The following is a 17639-nucleotide window of genomic DNA, read 5'->3' on the forward strand; positions in this document are numbered from 1 at the left end:
GAGCCTGAGGCGTCTGAGGGGGCGACGATGGAACGGGTGAGGCGGGCGACACGGCCGTGATGTTCATGGCGGCGCGGCCTGCTCGACCGCGGCCGCGCCGTCGGTCTCGGCCTTGGTGGCCTGGTCCAGCTCCTTGCCGGTCGTCTTCTCCGCGGCCCGGGCCGTGGTCAGCTCCTTCTCGATCGCGCGCCGGCGGGCGGCCCGCTCCGCCTCGGCGGACCGCCGTGCGCCGGCGTCGTCCTCCTCCTCCTCGGCCGGCGGTTCCGGCGCCTCGTCGGTGACCAGGCGCAGCTGCGGCCGCGGCACCTCGCCGAAACCGGCGTAGCTCGCGGCCCGCACCAGGCGGCCCGAGCGGACCTGCTCCGCGACCTCCGCGTCGGAGACGGCGGCCGTCAGCGTCGCCTCGACCTCGGCGACCGGCAGCTTGCCGCGGTTGCCGGGGTCGGCCTTGGTCGCCAGCGCGACCGCCTCCTTGACCAGCGCGCCGACCGCCTCGCGGCGCTGCCGGGTCAGCTCGCGCAGCGCGTCGCCCTTGAGCTGGCGTTGGGCCGACCGCAGCGCGGCGGACAGCTCGACGAGCTGGTCGACCAGCTCGGGCCGGCGGATCGCCAGCAGGTTGACCACCCAGGCGGCGACGGTCGGCTTGCGCAGCTTGCCGAGCTGCTTGGCCCGGTCGCTCTGCCCGGCGGCCTTGGCCGCGGCGACCAGCTCGGCGCGGGCGGCGACGAAACCGTCCGGCGGTGCGGAGTAGAGCTCGACGACGGGATCAGGCATCGACGCTCGTACCCGGCGCCAGGCGCTGGTAGTCGACCTTGAGCAGGCGGCCGAGCACGCCGTCGACGAGCTTGCCGCCCGCGTCGTTGACGATCCCGTCGTGCAGCGCGAAGGCCCGGCGCGGCGCGACCGCGCGGACGAAGTCGACGGACTCGCTGATCTTCAGCCAGGGCGCCGATACGGGCACGAAGAGCGTCTCTACCCGCACGCCCTCGGGCACGTCGAACGAGTCACCCGGGTGGTAGACCGAGTCGCCGACGAGGAAGCCGAGGTTGGCGATCCGCGGGATGTCGGGGTGGATCTCGGCGTGCACGCCGCCGAACGCGCGCACCGACATGCCGGCGGCCGAAAAGGACTGTCCAGTCTCGACCGCGGTGACGACGTCACCCAGTTGCGCCAGCTTGGCGGCGACGTCGGCGTTGGTGTGGACGGTGACCTGCGGCCGCTTCGCGAGCGCGTCGGCGACCGCGTCGACGTCGAGGTGGTCCGGGTGCTCGTGGGTGATCAGGACGGCGTCGACACCGTCCAGTGCGGCCCGTTCCGTGAACCCGCCCGGATCGATGACCAGCACGGCACCGTCCTGCTCGACGCGTACGCAGGAATGGCCAAACTTGGTCAGTCGCATCTCGTGACCCCCTGGGTGCCGAATCGTGATGTCCCCTGGCGAGTCTGCCGGAACCGGCGTGCGCACGCGGCACGTCTGACCGACGAACCGCACACGATTCGGAGGGGACTGATATGGGCAGCGTACGACGGGGGCGGGCGCTGGCCGCGTTGGCGGCCGGTGGGCTGGCGGCGGCACTGGCCCTGGCCGGGTGCTCGGCGAGCGAGGACTCGGGAGCGGCTGGCTCCGCGGTGGCGCCGGCGGCGGCCGGCGACGGCAACTCCGGGCGGGACGCGGTCGACATGTCGCAGGCCGGCGGCGAGGGCAAGGTGGCCGAGCAGGTGCCCGGGGCCGCACCGGAGGCGGCGAAGGCCCAGGAGGGCGGTGCCGGCGGCGTCGAGTTGCAGGTCGACCAGCGGCAGATCATCTACACGGGTTCGATCATGGTCCGGGTGGACAACGTCGAGCGCACCGCGGCCGAGATCACCTCGCTGGTCACCGGCGCGGGCGGGTTCGTGGGCGGCGACAAGCGCACCGACGACGGCGGCCGGTCCGAGGCGGTGCTCACCCTGCGGGTCCCGGCCAACCGGTTCACCGCGGTCGTCGACGAGATCGCCGGCAAGGGCACCGACGACCGGCGGGAGATCAGCACCCAGGACGTGACCGAGGACGTGGTCGACCTCGACGCCCGGATCACCACCCAGCGCGCCCGCGTCGAGAGCGCCCGCCGCCTGCTCGCCCAGGCGAAGACCATCAACGACCTGGTCTCCCTGGAGAACGAGTTGGGCAAGCGCGAGGCCGACCTGGCGTCGCTGGAGGGCAAGAAGCGCCGGCTCGACGACCTGACCGCGCTGTCCACGATCACGGCGACCCTGCTCGGCCCCGAGGCACAGGCACCGGCCCCGCCGCCGGACGACGACGACACGGGCTTCCTGGCCGGCCTGAAGGCGGGCTGGAACGCCTTCACGGCCACCCTGGGTGTGGCACTGACCGTCGTGGGCGCGCTGGTGCCGTGGTTGGTCCTGGCGGGCCTGGCGTTGCTGGTCTTCGTCTACGTGCGCCGCCGGCGCCCGCGACCCGTGCTCGCCGGTCCGGCCATTCCGACCCAGGCGACGGCCGTCGACGAGCCGGTCCGGGAAGACGCCGAGAAGGACTAGAACGTGCCGGCGGCGAGGGCGGCCAGGGCGGTGTGCACCATGACGCGCACGCCGTACCCGATCGCCCGCTCGTCGACGTCGAACGTCGACTGGTGGATGTCGGGCTTGACCTCCACGCCCTGCGGCGTGGTGCCGAGCCGGATCATCGCGCCGGGCACCTGCTCCAGATAGAAGGCGAAGTCCTCGCCACCCATGCTGATCTCGGCCTCGACCACCCGGTCGGGGCCGAGCGCGGCACCGGCCGCACCCGCGACGACGGCGGTGGCCATCCGGTCGTTGATCACCGGTGGCACGCCACGGGTGTATTTCACGTCGACCTCGGCGCCGGTGGCGGCGACCACGTCGCGGATCAGCTTGGTGATCAGCTCGGGTGCCTCGCGCCAGGCCTCGCGGTTGAGGATGCGGACCGTGCCCTTGAGGTTGGCCTCGGCCGGGATCGCGTTGTAGGCCTCGCCCGCGTGTGCCCGGCCCCAGACCATCGAGACGCCGGCGCGGGCGTCGACGCGGCGGTCGAGCAGCGACGGGACGTCGACGATCACGCGGCCCATCGCGTGCACGAGGTCGGTGGTCAGGTGGGGCCGGGCGGTGTGCCCGCCCTTGCCGCGCAGGTTGACCTCGATCGTGTCGGCGGCCGCGGTGAACGGGCCGGAGCGCACGCCGACCAGGCCCACCGGCAGCTGGGGCGCGCAGTGCAGCGCGTAGATCGCGGCGACGTCCTTGAGCCCGCCGGCCGCGATGACCTCGGGGGCGCCGGACGGGATGCACTCCTCGCCGGGCTGGAACAGCAGCCGGACCCGGCCGGGCAGCTCGTCGCGCTCGGCGAGCTGGGCCAGCGCCAGGCCGGTGCCGAGCAGGATCGTCGTGTGCACGTCGTGGCCGCAGGCGTGCGCGACACCGTCGACGGTGGACCGGTAGGGCACGTCCTTGCCGTCGGGCAGCGGGAGGGCGTCCAGGTCCGCGCGGAGCGCGATCACCCGGTCGCCCTCGCCGACGTCGCAGATCACGCCGTTGCCCTTGGGCAGCAGGCGCGGCGACAGGCCGGCGACGGCCAGCTCCCGGGCGACCAGCGACGCGGTCTCGAACTCCTGGTGGGAGAGCTCCGGGTGGGCGTGGATGTGACGACGTACGGCTACGAGTTCGGCGCCCCGGGCGGCTAGCCAGCGGTCGAGCTGACCTGGGAGGGGGTCGGCCCCGGGCGGTGTCTCGGGCCATGAGGACGCCAGCTGGCTGCCGTTGGGCGGCAGCGTCAACGCACTCGTCACGTGAAATTCTCGATCACTCTGGGCGGAATGGGACTTGGCTAGCCTAGACCTCCGACGGTGACGCTGCGCAACATCATTATGGTAGTGATCGGATAGCGCAGGGTCACGAAAGCCCTGGTGAGAGCGTTCGTCGAGCTGCGGGGATGCGTCGGCGGGCGCATTGAAACCGGCCAACTGTCCCACACCTCCTACAACGCGTGATGGTGGTGGCGGTCACGGGCACGCCGCCGATCGCGCGCGAAATCCGGGTATCTGGTCTGAATCTACCCGGCTGATGGTCACCTTGCCGGGTGAGGCGACTTACGCTGACACGTTCCGGGGACTCATTGCCGCACAGCGGGTACGCCAGATCTTGGTTGCTCAGCGTCACTGCCCCGTGCCCGTGCGAGTTTAACGCACCGTAACAAGCGTCCGGTCAGAACCGCTCGACCGGGTGGTAGACGCCCCATACCTCGCGAAGCGCATTACAAACCTCGCCCACCGTGGCGTACGCCCGCAGCGCGTCCCGCATCGGGTAGAGCACGTTGTCGGTGCCGGCCGCCGCACTCCTGACCGCGGCCAGCGCCCGATCGACGGCGGCGGCGTCGCGGGACTCCCGGATCGCGGCGAGCCGCTTGGCCTGGGCGGCCTCGATCGCCGGGTCGACCCGCAGTGGCTCGTACGGCTCCTCCTCGGCGATGGTGAACCGGTTGAGCCCGACCACCACCCGCGCGCCGCTGTCGATCTCCTGGGCGACCCGGTAGGCCGAGGTCTCGATCTCGTTCTTCTGGAAGCCCGCCTCGATCGCGTCGACCGCCGAGCCGTAGGAGCCGACCCGCTCCATCAGCGCGACCGCCTGCGCCTCGATCTCGTCGGTCATCGCCTCGACGACGTACGAGCCGGCGAACGGGTCGACGGTGGCGGTCAGATCGGTCTCGTAGGCGAGCACCTGCTGGGTGCGCAGCGCGAGCCGGGCGGCCTTCTCGGTGGGCAGCGCGATCGCCTCGTCGTAGGAGTTCGTGTGCAGCGACTGCGTGCCGCCCAGCACGGCGCCGAGCCCCTGCACCGCGACGCGGACGAGGTTGACCTCGGGCTGCTGCGCGGTGAGCTGCACGCCGGCGGTCTGGGTGTGGAACCGCAGCATCATCGACTTCGGATCCTGCGCGCCGAACTCCTCGCGCATCAGTCTGGCCCAGATGCGCCGGGCCGCGCGGAACTTCGCCACCTCTTCGAGCAGCGTCGTGCGGGCGACGAAGAAGAACGACAGGCGGGGTGCGAAGTCGTCCACCGCCAGGCCGGCCGCGATCGCCGCGCGTACGTAGTCGACGCCGTTGGCCAACGTGAACGCGATCTCCTGCACGGGCGTCGCGCCGGCCTCCGCCATGTGGTAGCCGGAGATGGAGATCGTGTTCCACTTCGGCACTTCCGTGCGGCAGTACGCGAAGGTGTCGGCGACCAGCCGCAACGACGGCTTCGGCGGGAAGATGTAGGTCCCCCGCGCGATGTATTCCTTGAGGATGTCGTTCTGGATGGTCCCGTTGAGCGCGCTGCCGGGAATGCCGGCCTCTTCCGCGACGAGCTGGTAGAGCAGCAACAGCACCGAGCCCGGCGCGTTGATCGTCATCGAGGTCGACACCTTGTCGAGCGGGATGCCGTCGAACAGCGTCTTCATGTCGGCCAGCGAGTCGATGGCGACGCCCACCTTGCCGACCTCGCCGTGCGCGACCGGGTCGTCGGAGTCGTAGCCCATCTGCGTCGGCAGGTCGAAGGCCACCGACAGGCCCATCGTGCCGTGCTCCAGCAGCTGGTGGTAGCGCGCGTTGGACTCGGTCGCGGTGCCGAAGCCGGCGTACTGGCGCATCGTCCAGGGGCGCGACGTGTACATCGTCGGATACACGCCACGGGTGTACGGGTACTCCCCCGGCCGGCCGATCCGCTTGTCGGTGTCACCCGGAAGGTCGGACTGGTCGTAGACCGGCTTGACGGGGAAACCCGATTCCGTCTGTCGCTGCGCCATTAACGAATCCTAAGGCTCGGTGGGTGCCCCGGCCCGTGAGGCATTGGGCACAGACAGTTCGGGTCGTTCGTACCCAGAGTCGATGATCCATCACAACAGGTGATGCGGTTTCCCTTATCGGGCCGCCTCCCCCAAGATAGGGAGGTTGATAACTGGCCCTCGACCCCCCGGCGGCTTTTCAGTGACTCAGATTCCGACGTGGAGCAGCTCCGCCACCTCCGGATCCAACAGTTCGGCCGCCGGCAATGCCCCGGCGGGCACCACTGTCTCCGGGAGTCGGGCCGCTCCGGGCGCCACGATCGGCGGTCGTTACGCGCTGCGGGCCGCGGTCGGCCACGGCGGCATGGGCACCGTCTGGCGCGCCAGCGACGTCCTGCTCCGCCGTGACGTCGCGGTCAAGGAGGTCGTGCTGCCGCCGGGCCTGGCGCCCAGCGACCGCGACTCGATGTACGAGCGCACCATGCGCGAGGCGCGCGCCGCCGCGGCTCTGCAGCACCCCTCCGTCGTGCAGGTCTACGACGTGGTGCAGGAGAACGGCCGCCCGTGGATCGTGATGGAGCTGCTCGACGCGCGCAGCCTCGCCGACATGGTCATCGAGGACGGCCCCGTCGCGCCGCGCGCGGTCGCGAAGATTGGCATCGCGCTGCTCGGCGCACTGGAGATCGCCCACGCCAACGGGGTCCTGCACCGCGACGTCAAGCCCGCCAACGTGCTCATCTGCTCCGACGGGCGCTGCGTCCTCACCGACTTCGGCGTCGCCCGGATGCCCACCGACGTGCAGCTCACCACCCCCGGCATGGTGCTCGGCTCGCCGCACTTCATCTCGCCCGAGCGCGCGATGGGCCAGGACTTCGGTCCCCCCAGCGACCTGTTCTCGCTCGGCGTCACGCTCTACACCGCGATCGAGGGCCGGCCGCCGTTCGACCGCGGCGACCCGATCGAGACCATGCACGCGGTCGTCGAGGATCCGCCGGCGCCGACCAGCCGGGCCGGGGTGCTCACCGACGTGCTGATGGGCCTGCTCGAGAAGGACCCGGCCCGCCGCTACGACGTGGCGACGGCCCGCGGCATGCTGCGCGAGCTGCTCGCCGGCCCGTTGGTCAGCAAGGCGCCCGTGCACCTGATGACCGACCCCTACGCGGTCGTGCCGGCGCAGCGTTCGCCGTGGCAGCCGCCGGCGCCCGCGCCGGACCAGCGCCCGACCGGGCAGATCGGCGGCCGGGCGATGCTCGCGCCGGGCGAGTCGCTCAACGACCGGCTGGCCGGCGGCCACGGTGGCGGTCCGAACGGTCAGGTCACCGCGCCGTTGCAGGCGCCCACGGGACAGCTGCCGGTGCCGAGCTGGGGCCCGCCGCCGGCTCCCCCGTCGTCCGGCGGGTCGCTGTCCGGGCTGAAGCGGCGCGGCGGCAACCTGGTGACGACGATCCAGGGCTGGCCGCGCAAGATGCAGCTCGGCGTCGCCGGCGGTGTCGCGCTCGTGCTGGTGCTGATCGGGGTGTTCGCCTTCAACGGTGGCGGCGACTCGGACAACGCGCCGCCGGTGCAGGCGGGCGCGCCGTCAAACGCACCGTCGGCCGCAGCGTTCGACACGAAGGAGCACGCCGAGCGCGGGGTCTCCGTCAACGTGCCCAAGGGCTGGAAGCAGTCGGGCGGCGGCAGCACGGTCTACTTCGACTACATCGACCCCGACGACTCCGGCCGCAAGGTGCGCATCCTGGTCGAGAAGGTGAGCTCCAAGGCCAGCCCGACCGGTTTCCTGCAGGCCGCCGAGCGTGGGCTGAAGGGCAACACTAAGTCCTGCCCGAAGCCCTACAGCCGCGTGGACCTGCGCGAGGGGGAGATGGACGGGCGGGTGTCGGCCGAGCTCGAATACACCTGTGGCGACGGCGACACCGAGCGGCACGGCGTCTGGGGTGCGGTCGTGAGCGGCGGCAAGGCGTACTCGTTCTTCATGACCAGCACCGAGGAGCGGTTCACCGAGAGCAAGCCGATCTTCGACGAGATGGTCCGCTCGTTCCAGCTCACCTCCAGCTAGGTCGGCGCCGCGCCGCGTGCTATCAAGGCGGGATGACTGAGCTCGACGAGCTGGCGGCCCGCGCGCGGGCGTGGCTGGCCGACGACCCTGACGAGAGCAGCCGGGCCGAGCTGACCCGCGTCCTCGACGGGCTGCCCGGCACCGCCGCCGACCTGGCCGACCGGTTCGCCGGGCCGCTGACCTTCGGCACGGCGGGGCTGCGTGGCCCGCTGCGCGCCGGGCCCAACGGGATGAATCTCGCCGTGGTCACCCAGGCCGCGGCCGGGCTGGTCGGTTGGCTCGCGGCCCGCGGTGCGTCCGGTCCGCTGGTCATCGGGTACGACGCGCGGCACGGCTCGCGTGCCTTCGCCGAGCGCACCGCCGCGGTCGCCACCGGGGCGGGGCGGGAGGCGCTGCTGCTGCCCCGGCCGTTGCCGACGCCGGTGCTCGCCTACGCCGTGCGCAAGCTGGGCGCCGCGGCCGGTGTGATGGTGACGGCGAGCCACAACCCGCCGCAGGACAACGGCTACAAGGTCTATCTGGGTGCCTCGCTGGGCGGCATCGAAGGCGCCGGTGCGCAGATCGTGCCGCCGGCCGACGCCGAGATCTCGGCGGCCATCGCGGCTGTCGGGCGGCTGTCGACCGTACCCCTCGGTGATCTTGGTGTGGCCCTCGACGACGACATTGTCGAGTCCTATGTGGAGAACGCCGCGCGGGTGGTCGACCCGGACGGGCCGCGGGACCTCGCGGTGGCCTACACGCCGTTGCACGGCGTCGGCGCCCAGGTGCTGGCGGCCGCGTTCGCACGGGCCGGGTTCGCGCGGCCGCATCTCGTCGCCGAGCAGGCCGAGCCGGATCCGCTCTTCCCGACCGTCGCGTTCCCGAACCCGGAGGAGCCCGGCGCGATCGACCGGGTGATCGAGCTGGCGACGGTGACCGGTGCCGACATCGCGATCGCCAACGACCCCGACGCGGACCGGTGCGCGGTGGCGATCCCGGGGCCGAACGGCTGGCGGATGCTGCGTGGCGACGAGGTGGGTGTGCTGCTCGCCGACCATCTGCAGCGGCGCGGTGTGACCCGGCGCTACGCGACCACGATCGTGTCGTCATCGCTGCTGTCGCAGCTGTGCGCGCGGCGCGGGGTGCCCTACGGCGCGACGTTGACGGGTTTCAAGTGGATCGTGCGGGCGGGTGCCGACCTGGCGTTCGGCTACGAGGAGGCGCTCGGCTACTGCGTGGCGCCCGACCTGGTCCGCGACAAGGACGGCATCACGGCGGCGCTGCTGGTGGCGGAGCTGGCGGCCGGGTTGAAGGCGTCGCTGCGGACGATCGGCGACCGGCTCGACGAGATCGCGGCCGAGTTCGGGGTGTACGCGACCGACCAGCTGTCGGTCCGGGTCGACCAGCTGTCCGAGATCGACACGGCGATGGCGTACGTCCGGACGAAGACGCCGGGTTCGTTGCTCGACGACGCGGTGATCTCCGTCGAGGACCTGGCGCCGGCCAACGACGTGCTGATCCTGCGCACCGAGTCGGCCCGGGTGGTGGTCCGGCCGTCGGGCACGGAGCCGAAGCTGAAGGCGTACCTCGAAGTGGTCGAACCCGTCGTGGACGGTGACGTGGCGGCGGCGCGGGAGCGGGCCGCGGCGTCGGTCCGGGCGTTGCGCACCGAGACGGCGGCGGCGCTCGGGATCTGGTGAGTTCCTAGGGCCCGTCCTGCCGATCAAGGTGAGCCGAGACGGAGACCCGCGTTGATCGGCAGGACGGGCTCCTAGCCGACCCGCCAGACCCAGGCACCGCCCACGTCGTCCGGCAGCTCGCCGGTCAGCTCGATGACGAGGAAGCGGAGCTGGCCGGCGTTGGTCTCGCTCTGTGGCAGGACGAGTGCGTCGGCCCGCCAGAAGGCGAGGTCGTCCGCAAACTTCGCGCGGGTCTCGTCGTTGACGGTCGGCAGGTCACCGGAGCGGGCGGTCTGGTCGAAGAGGGCGCCGGTGAACCGGGTCGGCGCGTTGAAGATGGCCCGGTTGTCGTCGCCCTCGGTGGCGGGGCCGAGGAAGTAGCCGCCGGCGATCGCGAAGCCGATCTGGGCCCTTGCCGACCAGCGCATGCCGTCGAGGTAGATGTTGTCCGTGACCGGCACGAAGACCAGCGACCGGTCGGTGGTGGCGTAGTCGCGCCAGAGCCCCTGGGTGATGAACGCCGGGGTCGGTGGTGTGTCGGCGGTCGGGAGCTGCTTGGGCGCGAGCGGGATCAGGGCGCCGAGGATCGCCACGGCGGTGATCACTCGCAGCCCGATCGCGATCGGCGGTTTCCGCCTTCGGGCCGTGTCGAGGACCGTCTGCGCGCCGAGCGCGAGCAGGGCGGCCGCGATCGGGACGACGATGAGGGACAGCCGGGTCGGCACGACGGAGTTGAAGATCGGCAGGTCCTCGAACCACCGCCACGGCCCGGCGACGCCGGTGTCGTCCTGGTCGATCATGATCGTCGGGCCGAGCGACAGGGCGACGAAGACGAGACCGGTGATCAGCAGGGCCCAGGCGGTCTTCCTGCGCCAGGCGAGCCCGACGGAGATCAGGCAGAAGATCAGCAGCGGCCAGCCGAGGAAGCTGTTCTCCTCCGCCGGGCCCTGGGTGAGGCGCTCGGCCTCGGCGGTGCTGCCGGCGATGGAGAGGCGGGCGAAGGCCGGGTAGGCGGCGAGGTCGGTGCTGACGTCCTTCACCGCCGTGGGTACGCCGTGATAGCTCTGCGGGCCGAAGAACTGGACCCAGAGGGGGTAGCCGAGCAGGAGCGCGGCCGTCCCGATGGCGATCGCGAGCCCGCCGAGGAAGGTCTTGACCTGGCCTTTCACGGCGCGGGGCCGGGCCAGGGTGTAGCAGAGCACGAAGACGAACAGCCCGAGGGCGGTGTAGAAGAGCACCTCCTCGTTGACGAAGGCCTGGTAGGTGACGAGGAGCCCGAGCCAGATGCCGCGCCTGATCATGTGGCCGGGCCGGCTGAGCCGGATGACCGCGACGACGAGCCAGGGGACGACGAACTGGGCGGTCCAGTTGACGTGGCCCTGCGCGTGGCTGACGAGCCCGGGCGCGAACCCACAGAGGGCGCCGGCCGCGAACGCGACCGCGCGGTTGTCGATGAGGTGGCGGCTGAAGACCCAGTACCACCCGAAGGCGGTGCCCGCGAGCCCGATCACGAGCAGGAGCGCGAAGGCGGTCTGCGGCCCGAAGAGCAGGGTGATCGGCGACATGGGTACGCCGAGCCCGAGGATGGACGTGTTCGCCATCAGGTTGACGCCGTCGGGCATGTTGAGCGATCTGGTGGTGAAGGGATAGCTCCCGTGCTCGACCACCTGGGCGCCGTGGGCGAGCACCCACTGGAAGAAGACGTGGTCCTGCGGGTTGACGGCGGGGGTGCTGTTGCTGAGGTCGCCCCACAGCGACCCGGTCACGGCAAAAGCGGCGCCGAGATAGAGCACGGCGACGCCCACGGTGACGGCCGGCGCGACCCACCGCGCTACGACCCGCTCCGCCCCACCCGGCGGCCCCGGCGAAACCGGATCGCTAACGGCAGACGCCACGCTTCCACAGCGTAGTGGGGTGATCGCTTTCCGAAGTCATCTTCGTCGCCCAGCTCAGCGAGTTCCCAGCTCGGGTCGCGGCGTGGGGCGGCGCGGTGCCGCGTCACGCTGCCGGCCTGGACCGGACGCGACTTCCGCATAGCCCGCGCGCAACCGACAGGCAACGCGTCAACGCCGCACTCCCCGCGGCGGATGCGTCACCCCTCACGACCGCCGTCGCACTGCCGCGCCGCGACCCGGCAGCAGTTTTCTCACCGGCCACGCGCCGCGGCGTGACGGGTGGCGGATGACGTGGCAGGTCGCGGTGGGGCCACCGCCGCCGGTCAGTGGGTGACCGGGCGAGGGGTGCCCAGGGCGGCCTGGATGGCCTTGCCGAGGGCCGTGACGACCAGGGCGACCGACGGGCGGACCGTGGACTGGTCGAGGCTGACGCCGCCGCTGAAGCCGGCGCCGCCGGCGATGCGCTCGAGCTTTTCGTGGGCCGCGGCGGCCTCGTCGCCGGTCAGGCCCAGGGCCGCCTCCATGCGGGTGGCGGCGATCAGCGTCGCGAGGGCGGCCGTGCGCTCGTCGGGGGCGCCCTCGCCGGCCAGGGCCGCGGCCAGGCGGGCGCGCGTCTCGTCCTCGACCGAGGCGTCGACCGACGGGTAGCGGTGGACGTGGATGAACTCCAGCTCCACCTCGTCGACGTCGCGGATCACGCCGCGGGCGACCAGGTCGGACAGGACGCGGTCGCGGAGGCCGTGGCGGAGGCGCTGGACCCACGAGGCCGGCGTGTGCGGGACGTTGGCCTCGATCTTGGCCAGCACCTCGTCGGCCACCGGCACGCCGGTCGGTGTGGTGTCGACCACCACGATGTTGCCGTCCGCGTAGGCGATGCGGCCCGCGAGGGCCAACTCGACCAGCACTGCCGCGGCCATGCCGAGGTCGAGCCCGATGCGCGAACCGGTCGCTTTTCCGGACTCGTTGTCGTATGCGAGCAGCAGGAGCTCCTCGGCGATGGGAACAGTGGTCATGGCCCGGAACGGTAGCCGCTTCGCGCTCCCGTCGCACTCACTGGTCGCCCATGCGTCAAAATCGGGGCATTCCACCGAACTGGCGGTCGCCCGCGTCGCCTAGGCCAGGGACGATGTACATCTTCTCGTTGAGCTCCTGGTCGATCGACGCGGTCACGAGGCGTAGCGGCAGGCCCGAGCGCTCCAGGCGGGCGATGCCCTCTGGGGCGGCCAGGACGCAGATGACCGTAATGTCGGTGCAGCCCCGCTCGGCCAGCAGGCGACAGCAGTGCTCCAGCGAGCCGCCGGTGGCGAGCATCGGGTCGAGCACGAGCACCGGGATGCCGCTCAGGTCGGCAGGTAGCGACTCGAGGTAGGCGCGCGGCTCGAACGTCTCCTCGTCGCGGGCCAGGCCCACGAAGCCCATCGACGACTCGGGCAGCAGCGCCAGGGCGGAGTCGGCCATGCCCAGGCCCGCGCGTAGGACCGGCACGAGCAGGGGCGGGTTGGCCAGCCGGATGCCCTCGGTCGGCGCGACCGGAGTCTCGATCGCATAACGCTCGACCGGGAAGGAGCGCGCGGCCTCGTAAACCAGCATGGTCGTGAGCTCGTGCAGCGCGGCCCGGAAGGGGCCGGGCTCGGTGTCCTTCTGCCGCATGGCGGTCAAGCGCGTCGCGGCTAGGGGATGGTTGACCACTTGTACGTCCACGGTTCGTCAACGTACAGGTAGGCCGTGATCTGTGGGCGGGCCTGTGGACAGCCGCCCGCCTGTGGACAACTCATCGACCGCTCCCCACAGCCGTACACTCGTCCGCATGACAGCGACGACGGCGTCGGACCTGTCCTCGGTAACACGCTCCGACGCGGCCCTTCGGGCATTTCTGCACGGTCTGCCCGGGGTCGACCAGGTTGGCGCGGAGCAGCGCGCCGCGATGCTCGGCACCCGGTCGATCAAGACGACCGCCAAGGCATGGGCGATCGACCTGGCCATCCGCATGGTCGACCTGACCACGCTCGAAGGCGCGGACACCCCCGGCAAGGTGCGGGCGCTCTGCGCGAAGGCCCGGCGGCCCGACCCGGCCGACCCGACGTGCCCGCCGGTGGCCGCGATCTGCGTCTACCCGGCGATGGTCCCCGTCGCGGCCGAGGCGCTGGCCGGTTCCGGCATCCACACGGCGAGCGTGGCCACCGCCTTCCCGTCGGGTCAGGCGCCGCTCGAGGTCAAGCTCGCCGACACCAAGGCCGCCGTCGCGGCGGGCGCCGACGAGATCGACATGGTGATCAACCGGGGTGCCTTCCTGTCCGGCCGCTACCTCGAGGTCTATGAGGAGATCGCCGCGGTCAAGCAGGCGTGCGGCACCGCCCACCTCAAGGTCATCCTGGAGACCGGCGAGCTGGCGACCTACGACAACGTCCGCCGCGCCTCCTGGATCGGCATGCTGGCCGGCGGCGACTTCATCAAGACGTCGACGGGCAAGGTCCCGGTGGCGGCGACGCTGCCGGTGACGCTGGTGATGCTCGAGGCGGTGCGCGACTTCCGGGACCTGGCCGGGCGCCAGGTCGGCGTCAAGCCGGCCGGCGGCATCCGCACGACCAAGGACGCGATCAAATACCTGGTGCTCGTCAACGAGACGGCCGGCGACGACTGGCTCGACCCCGACTGGTTCCGGTTCGGCGCCTCGACACTGCTCAACGACCTGCTCATGCAGCGCACCAAGATCACGACCGGGGTCTACTCCGGTCCCGACTACTTCACGCTGGACTGATGATGTTCGAATACGCCCCCGCCCCCGAGTCCCGCGCGGTCGTCGACATCAAGCCGTCCTACGGGCTGTTCATCGACGGTGCCTTCGTCGACCCCGCCGACGGTGCGTACTTCAAGACGATCAATCCCGCCTCCGAAGAGGTCCTCTCGGAGATCGCCGAGGCCGGCCCCGCCGACGTCGATCGCGCGGTCGCGGCCGCCCGCACGGCATATGACAAGGTCTGGTCCCGGATGCCGGGGCGCGACCGCGCCAAATACCTCTACCGGCTCGCCCGGATCATCCAGGAACGCGGCCGCGAGCTGGCCGTGCTCGAGTCCCTCGACAACGGCAAGCCGATCCGCGAGTCCCGCGACGTCGACATCCCGCTGGTCGCGGCGCACTTCTTCTACTACGCGGGCTGGGCCGACAAGCTGCCGCACGCGGGCTTCGGCCCGGCGCCCCGGCCGCTGGGCGTCGCCGCCCAGGTCATCCCGTGGAACTTCCCGCTGCTCATGCTCGCGTGGAAGATCGCACCGGCGCTCGCCGCGGGCAACACCGTGGTCCTCAAGCCGGCGGAGACCACGCCGCTGACCGCGCTGTTGTTCGCCGAGATCTGCCAGCAGGCCGACCTGCCGCCAGGCGTCGTCAACATCGTCACCGGGGCGGGCGACACCGGCCGCGCACTGGTCGAGCACGACGGCGTCGACAAGATCGCGTTCACCGGCTCGACCGAGGTGGGCAAGGCGATCGCCCGTGCCGTGGCCGGCTCGCGCAAGAAGGTCACGCTCGAGCTGGGCGGCAAGGCCGCCAACGTGATCTTCGAGGACGCGCCGATCGACCAGGCGGTCGAGGGCATCGTCAACGGCATCTTCTTCAACCAGGGCCACGTCTGCTGTGCGGGCTCGCGGTTGCTGGTGCAGGAGTCGGTGTACGAGCCGGTGCTCGCCTCCCTCAAGCGGCGGATGGCGCGGCTGCGGGTCGGCGACCCGCTCGACAAGAACACCGACATCGGGGCGATCAACTCGGCCGCGCAGCTCGAGCGGATCCGCACGCTGTCCGACATCGGCGGCGAAGAGGGCGCGGAGCGCTGGTCGCCGCCGTGCGACCTGCCCGACCACGGCTTCTGGTTCGCGCCGACGATCTTCACCGGCGTCACCCAGGCCCACCGGATCGCGCGCGAGGAGATCTTCGGCCCGGTGCTCTCGGTGCTGACCTTCCGCACGCCGGCGGAGGCGGTCGAGAAGGCCAACAACACGCCTTACGGCCTATCGGCCGGGGTGTGGACCGAGAAGGGCTCCCGGATCCTGTGGATGGCCGACCGGCTCCGCGCCGGCGTGGTCTGGGCCAACACGTTCAACAAGTTCGACCCGACGTCGCCGTTCGGCGGCTACAAGGAGTCCGGCTACGGCCGCGAGGGCGGTCGCCACGGGCTGGAGGCATACCTCGATGTCTGACGCACGCGTGGCGGTCCGCAAGACCTACAAGCTCTTCATCGGCGGCAAGTTCCCGCGCAGCGAGTCCGGCCGCTCCTACGTCGCCCAGGAGGCCAACGTGGCCCTGGCCTCCCGCAAGGACGTCCGCGACGCGGTCGTCGCCGCCCGCGCGGCGGTCAAGGGCTGGTCGGGCGCGACCGCCTACAACCGCGGCCAGATCCTCTACCGCGTGGCCGAGATGCTCGAGGGCCGCCGCGACCAGTTCATCGGCCTCGGCCTGCCGGCCGCCGAGGTCGATGAGGCCATCGACCGCTGGGTCTGGTACGCGGGCTGGTCCGACAAGATCACCCAGGTGTACGGCGGCGCCAACCCGGTCGCCGGCCCCTACTTCAACCTGTCGTCGCCCGAGCCGACCGGCGTGGTCGGCCTGGTGCCGCCGCCGTCGTTCCTGGGCCTGGTCAGCGTCGTCGCGCCGGCCATCGTCACGGGCAACACGGTGGTCGCCCTGGCGGCGCAGGAGGCCCCGCTGGCGGCGGTGACGCTGGCGGAGGTGCTGGCAACCTCCGACCTACCGGGTGGCGTCGTCAACATCCTGACCGGCAACCCGGCCGAGACCGCGCCGTGGCTGGCGGCCCACATGGACGTCAACGCCATCGACCTCGCCGGCGTCACCGACCAGGCGCTGGCGGCGTCGCTGGAAGAAGCGGCCGCGGGCAACCTCAAGCGCGTGGTGCGCGCGCCGCTGACCCCACCGAACTGGTCCGACGACCCGGGCCTGACCCGCATGACCGCCTTCCTGGAGACGAAGACGGTCTGGCACCCGAAGGGGATCTGACGGCGGCCGAGCCCGGGCTGCCTACCGCGCCGCTGCGCGGGTGCGGGCCTCGGTGATCTGCGGTGTGTGTTCCACCGCCCATTCGCCGATCGCGATGACCAGTGGCAGCAGGGAACGGCCCAGGTCGGTCAGGGCGTACTCGACCCGATCCGGTGTCTCCCGGCGGCTGACCAAGCCGTCGCTTTCCAGCGTGCGCAACGTGCGGGTGAGAATCCGGCGGCTCACGCCCGCGATGGTGCGGTCGAGCTCGTTGAAGCCGTAGGGGCCCTCGCGGAGCACCGCCAACACCAGCACGCTCCACTTCTCGCCCACCCGGCGCAGGACGTCGGTGGCCGCGCAGGTGGAACGGTCGGCTTCCGTGACAGGTAGCGGCAGTACCGGTGACATCGATGTGCCTTCTTTCCCGAGGCCCCCGCGGGCGCACAGGATTCGAGTATGCGCACAGTGGTGATCGCCGGCGGTACGCGCGGCATCGGTGGGGGCCTGGCAACCAGGCTGCGGGCCGCCGGGGACAACGTGGTCGCGCTCGGCAGCAACGATGCCGACCTCACCTCCATGCGGGAGACCGCCGAGCTCATCCGTCGGCTGCCAGAGAAGATCGACGCGCTCGTCCTTGCCGCCGGGCGGTTCGGCCGGAGAAGAGTCGTCACCGCCGAAGGGCTCGAGCGCACCTTCGCCATCTACGTGGTGAGTCGCTACCTGCTGGCCGAGCGGCTCCGCCCGGCGCTGGAGCGAACCCCGAACCCCGTGATCCTCAACCTCAGCGGCACCGGCGGGATCAAGGCCGGCCGCATCCACTGGGACGACCTGCAGCTCACCCGTGGCTACACGATGTTCAAGGCGACCATGCAGGGCGCCCGGGCCAACGACCTGCTCGGCACCGCCTTCGCCGCGAAGGCGAGCCCGGTCCGCTACGTCCTCTACAACCCGTTGCTCGTCAACAGCGGCATGCACCGCCAGCTGACCCAACCGTGGCGCTCGCTGACGGGGGCGGCCGCGGCCGCGTTCGGCGCCACTGTGGACAGCGTCGCCGCAGATCTGGCCGATCTGCTCGACGACCCGCCGCCGGCCAGGCTGACCGCACTGCGGCGGGCCAAGGCGGTGCCGTTGACCCGTCGGGAGTTCGACGCGACCGACGCCGCCCGGCTGGACGGCGTTCTCGCCGATGTCGGCGAGGCCGAGCGAGGTCTCGATGAACTCGAGCAGCCCCGCCTTGCGTACCGTCTGCCGCTTCTCCTCGAGGATCACGGGCA

At 71.6% G+C, this 17639-nt stretch carries 15 protein-coding genes; 7 read left to right on the top strand and 8 right to left on the bottom strand.

Going from position 1 to position 17639, the window contains the following annotated elements; genetic code table 11:
• Positions 1-63: 63 nt before the first annotated feature.
• Positions 64-774, bottom strand: coding sequence for a hypothetical protein (locus AB0H87_RS22280; protein WP_360148627.1), 711 nt, complete (start codon positions 772-774; stop codon positions 64-66).
• A complete protein-coding gene (locus tag AB0H87_RS22285) occupies positions 767-1399 on the bottom strand; it encodes an MBL fold metallo-hydrolase (RefSeq protein WP_360148630.1) in 633 nt (210 codons plus the stop codon). The genes AB0H87_RS22280 and AB0H87_RS22285 overlap by 8 nt, the downstream gene beginning before the upstream one ends.
• Before the next feature lie 113 nt (positions 1400-1512).
• Between AB0H87_RS22285 and AB0H87_RS22290 the strand changes: the two genes are divergently transcribed.
• Positions 1513-2535 (top strand): DUF4349 domain-containing protein, encoded by a 1023-nt coding sequence (locus tag AB0H87_RS22290; protein ID WP_360148633.1) that lies wholly within the window; start codon positions 1513-1515, stop codon positions 2533-2535.
• On the opposite strand, the gene AB0H87_RS22295 is transcribed toward AB0H87_RS22290, so the two are convergent.
• Both AB0H87_RS22295 and AB0H87_RS22300 read right to left on the bottom strand, forming a co-directional pair.
• Positions 2532-3797, bottom strand: coding sequence for an amidohydrolase (locus AB0H87_RS22295; RefSeq protein WP_360148636.1), 1266 nt, complete (start codon positions 3795-3797; stop codon positions 2532-2534). The two genes, AB0H87_RS22290 and AB0H87_RS22295, sit on opposite strands and share 4 nt — an antisense overlap.
• Positions 3798-4212: 415 nt before the next feature.
• Positions 4213-5793 carry a methylmalonyl-CoA mutase family protein gene (locus AB0H87_RS22300; RefSeq protein WP_360148639.1) on the bottom strand — a complete coding sequence of 527 codons (1581 nt, stop codon included), beginning with the start codon at positions 5791-5793 and terminating at the stop codon, positions 4213-4215.
• Between the two features lie 298 nt (positions 5794-6091).
• On the opposite strand from AB0H87_RS22300, the gene AB0H87_RS22305 reads away from it, so the two are divergent.
• Complete coding sequence (locus AB0H87_RS22305; protein WP_360148665.1) at positions 6092-7828, top strand: serine/threonine-protein kinase; 1737 nt, start codon at positions 6092-6094, stop codon at positions 7826-7828.
• A 32-nt stretch (positions 7829-7860) separates the two neighbouring features.
• A complete protein-coding gene (locus tag AB0H87_RS22310) occupies positions 7861-9507 on the top strand; it encodes a phospho-sugar mutase (protein ID WP_360148642.1) in 1647 nt (548 codons plus the stop codon).
• 71 nt (positions 9508-9578) lie between these two features.
• Here AB0H87_RS22310 and AB0H87_RS22315 read toward each other — a convergent pair whose 3' ends face one another.
• The 3 genes from AB0H87_RS22315 to upp form a co-directional block, all read right to left on the bottom strand.
• Positions 9579-11381, bottom strand: a complete 1803-nt coding sequence (locus AB0H87_RS22315) for a hypothetical protein (RefSeq protein WP_360148645.1) — start codon at positions 11379-11381, stop codon at positions 9579-9581.
• Between the two features lie 323 nt (positions 11382-11704).
• Positions 11705-12394, bottom strand: coding sequence for a GPP34 family phosphoprotein (locus AB0H87_RS22320; protein ID WP_360148647.1), 690 nt, complete (start codon positions 12392-12394; stop codon positions 11705-11707).
• A gap of 55 nt (positions 12395-12449) precedes the next feature.
• Complete coding sequence (upp, locus tag AB0H87_RS22325) at positions 12450-13082, bottom strand: uracil phosphoribosyltransferase (RefSeq protein WP_360148650.1); 633 nt, start codon at positions 13080-13082, stop codon at positions 12450-12452.
• 106 nt (positions 13083-13188) lie between these two features.
• On the opposite strand from upp, the gene deoC reads away from it, so the two are divergent.
• The 3 genes from deoC to AB0H87_RS22340 are packed head-to-tail and all read left to right on the top strand — an operon-like array spanning position 13189 to position 16386.
• Positions 13189-14139: a deoxyribose-phosphate aldolase gene (gene deoC, locus AB0H87_RS22330; RefSeq protein WP_360148653.1), complete on the top strand. Its 951-nt coding sequence runs from the start codon at positions 13189-13191 to the stop codon at positions 14137-14139.
• A 2-nt stretch (positions 14140-14141) separates the two neighbouring features.
• The gene (locus AB0H87_RS22335; protein ID WP_360148668.1) at positions 14142-15572 is read left to right on the top strand and encodes an aldehyde dehydrogenase family protein; all 1431 of its coding nucleotides are present in this window, start codon (positions 14142-14144) and stop codon (positions 15570-15572) included.
• Positions 15565-16386: an aldehyde dehydrogenase family protein gene (locus AB0H87_RS22340; RefSeq protein ID WP_360148656.1), complete on the top strand. Its 822-nt coding sequence runs from the start codon at positions 15565-15567 to the stop codon at positions 16384-16386. Before AB0H87_RS22335 ends, AB0H87_RS22340 begins: the two co-directional genes overlap by 8 nt.
• A gap of 21 nt (positions 16387-16407) precedes the next feature.
• Here AB0H87_RS22340 and AB0H87_RS22345 read toward each other — a convergent pair whose 3' ends face one another.
• Positions 16408-16773, bottom strand: coding sequence for a helix-turn-helix domain-containing protein (locus AB0H87_RS22345; protein WP_360148659.1), 366 nt, complete (start codon positions 16771-16773; stop codon positions 16408-16410).
• Positions 16774-16902: 129 nt separating this feature from the next.
• On the opposite strand from AB0H87_RS22345, the gene AB0H87_RS22350 reads away from it, so the two are divergent.
• The coding region (locus AB0H87_RS22350; RefSeq protein WP_360148662.1) for a hypothetical protein at positions 16903-17639 on the top strand (737 nt) is incomplete at its 3' end.

The organism is Asanoa sp. NPDC050611, from assembly GCF_040654855.1.
GTDB lineage: Bacteria > Actinomycetota > Actinomycetes > Mycobacteriales > Micromonosporaceae > Asanoa.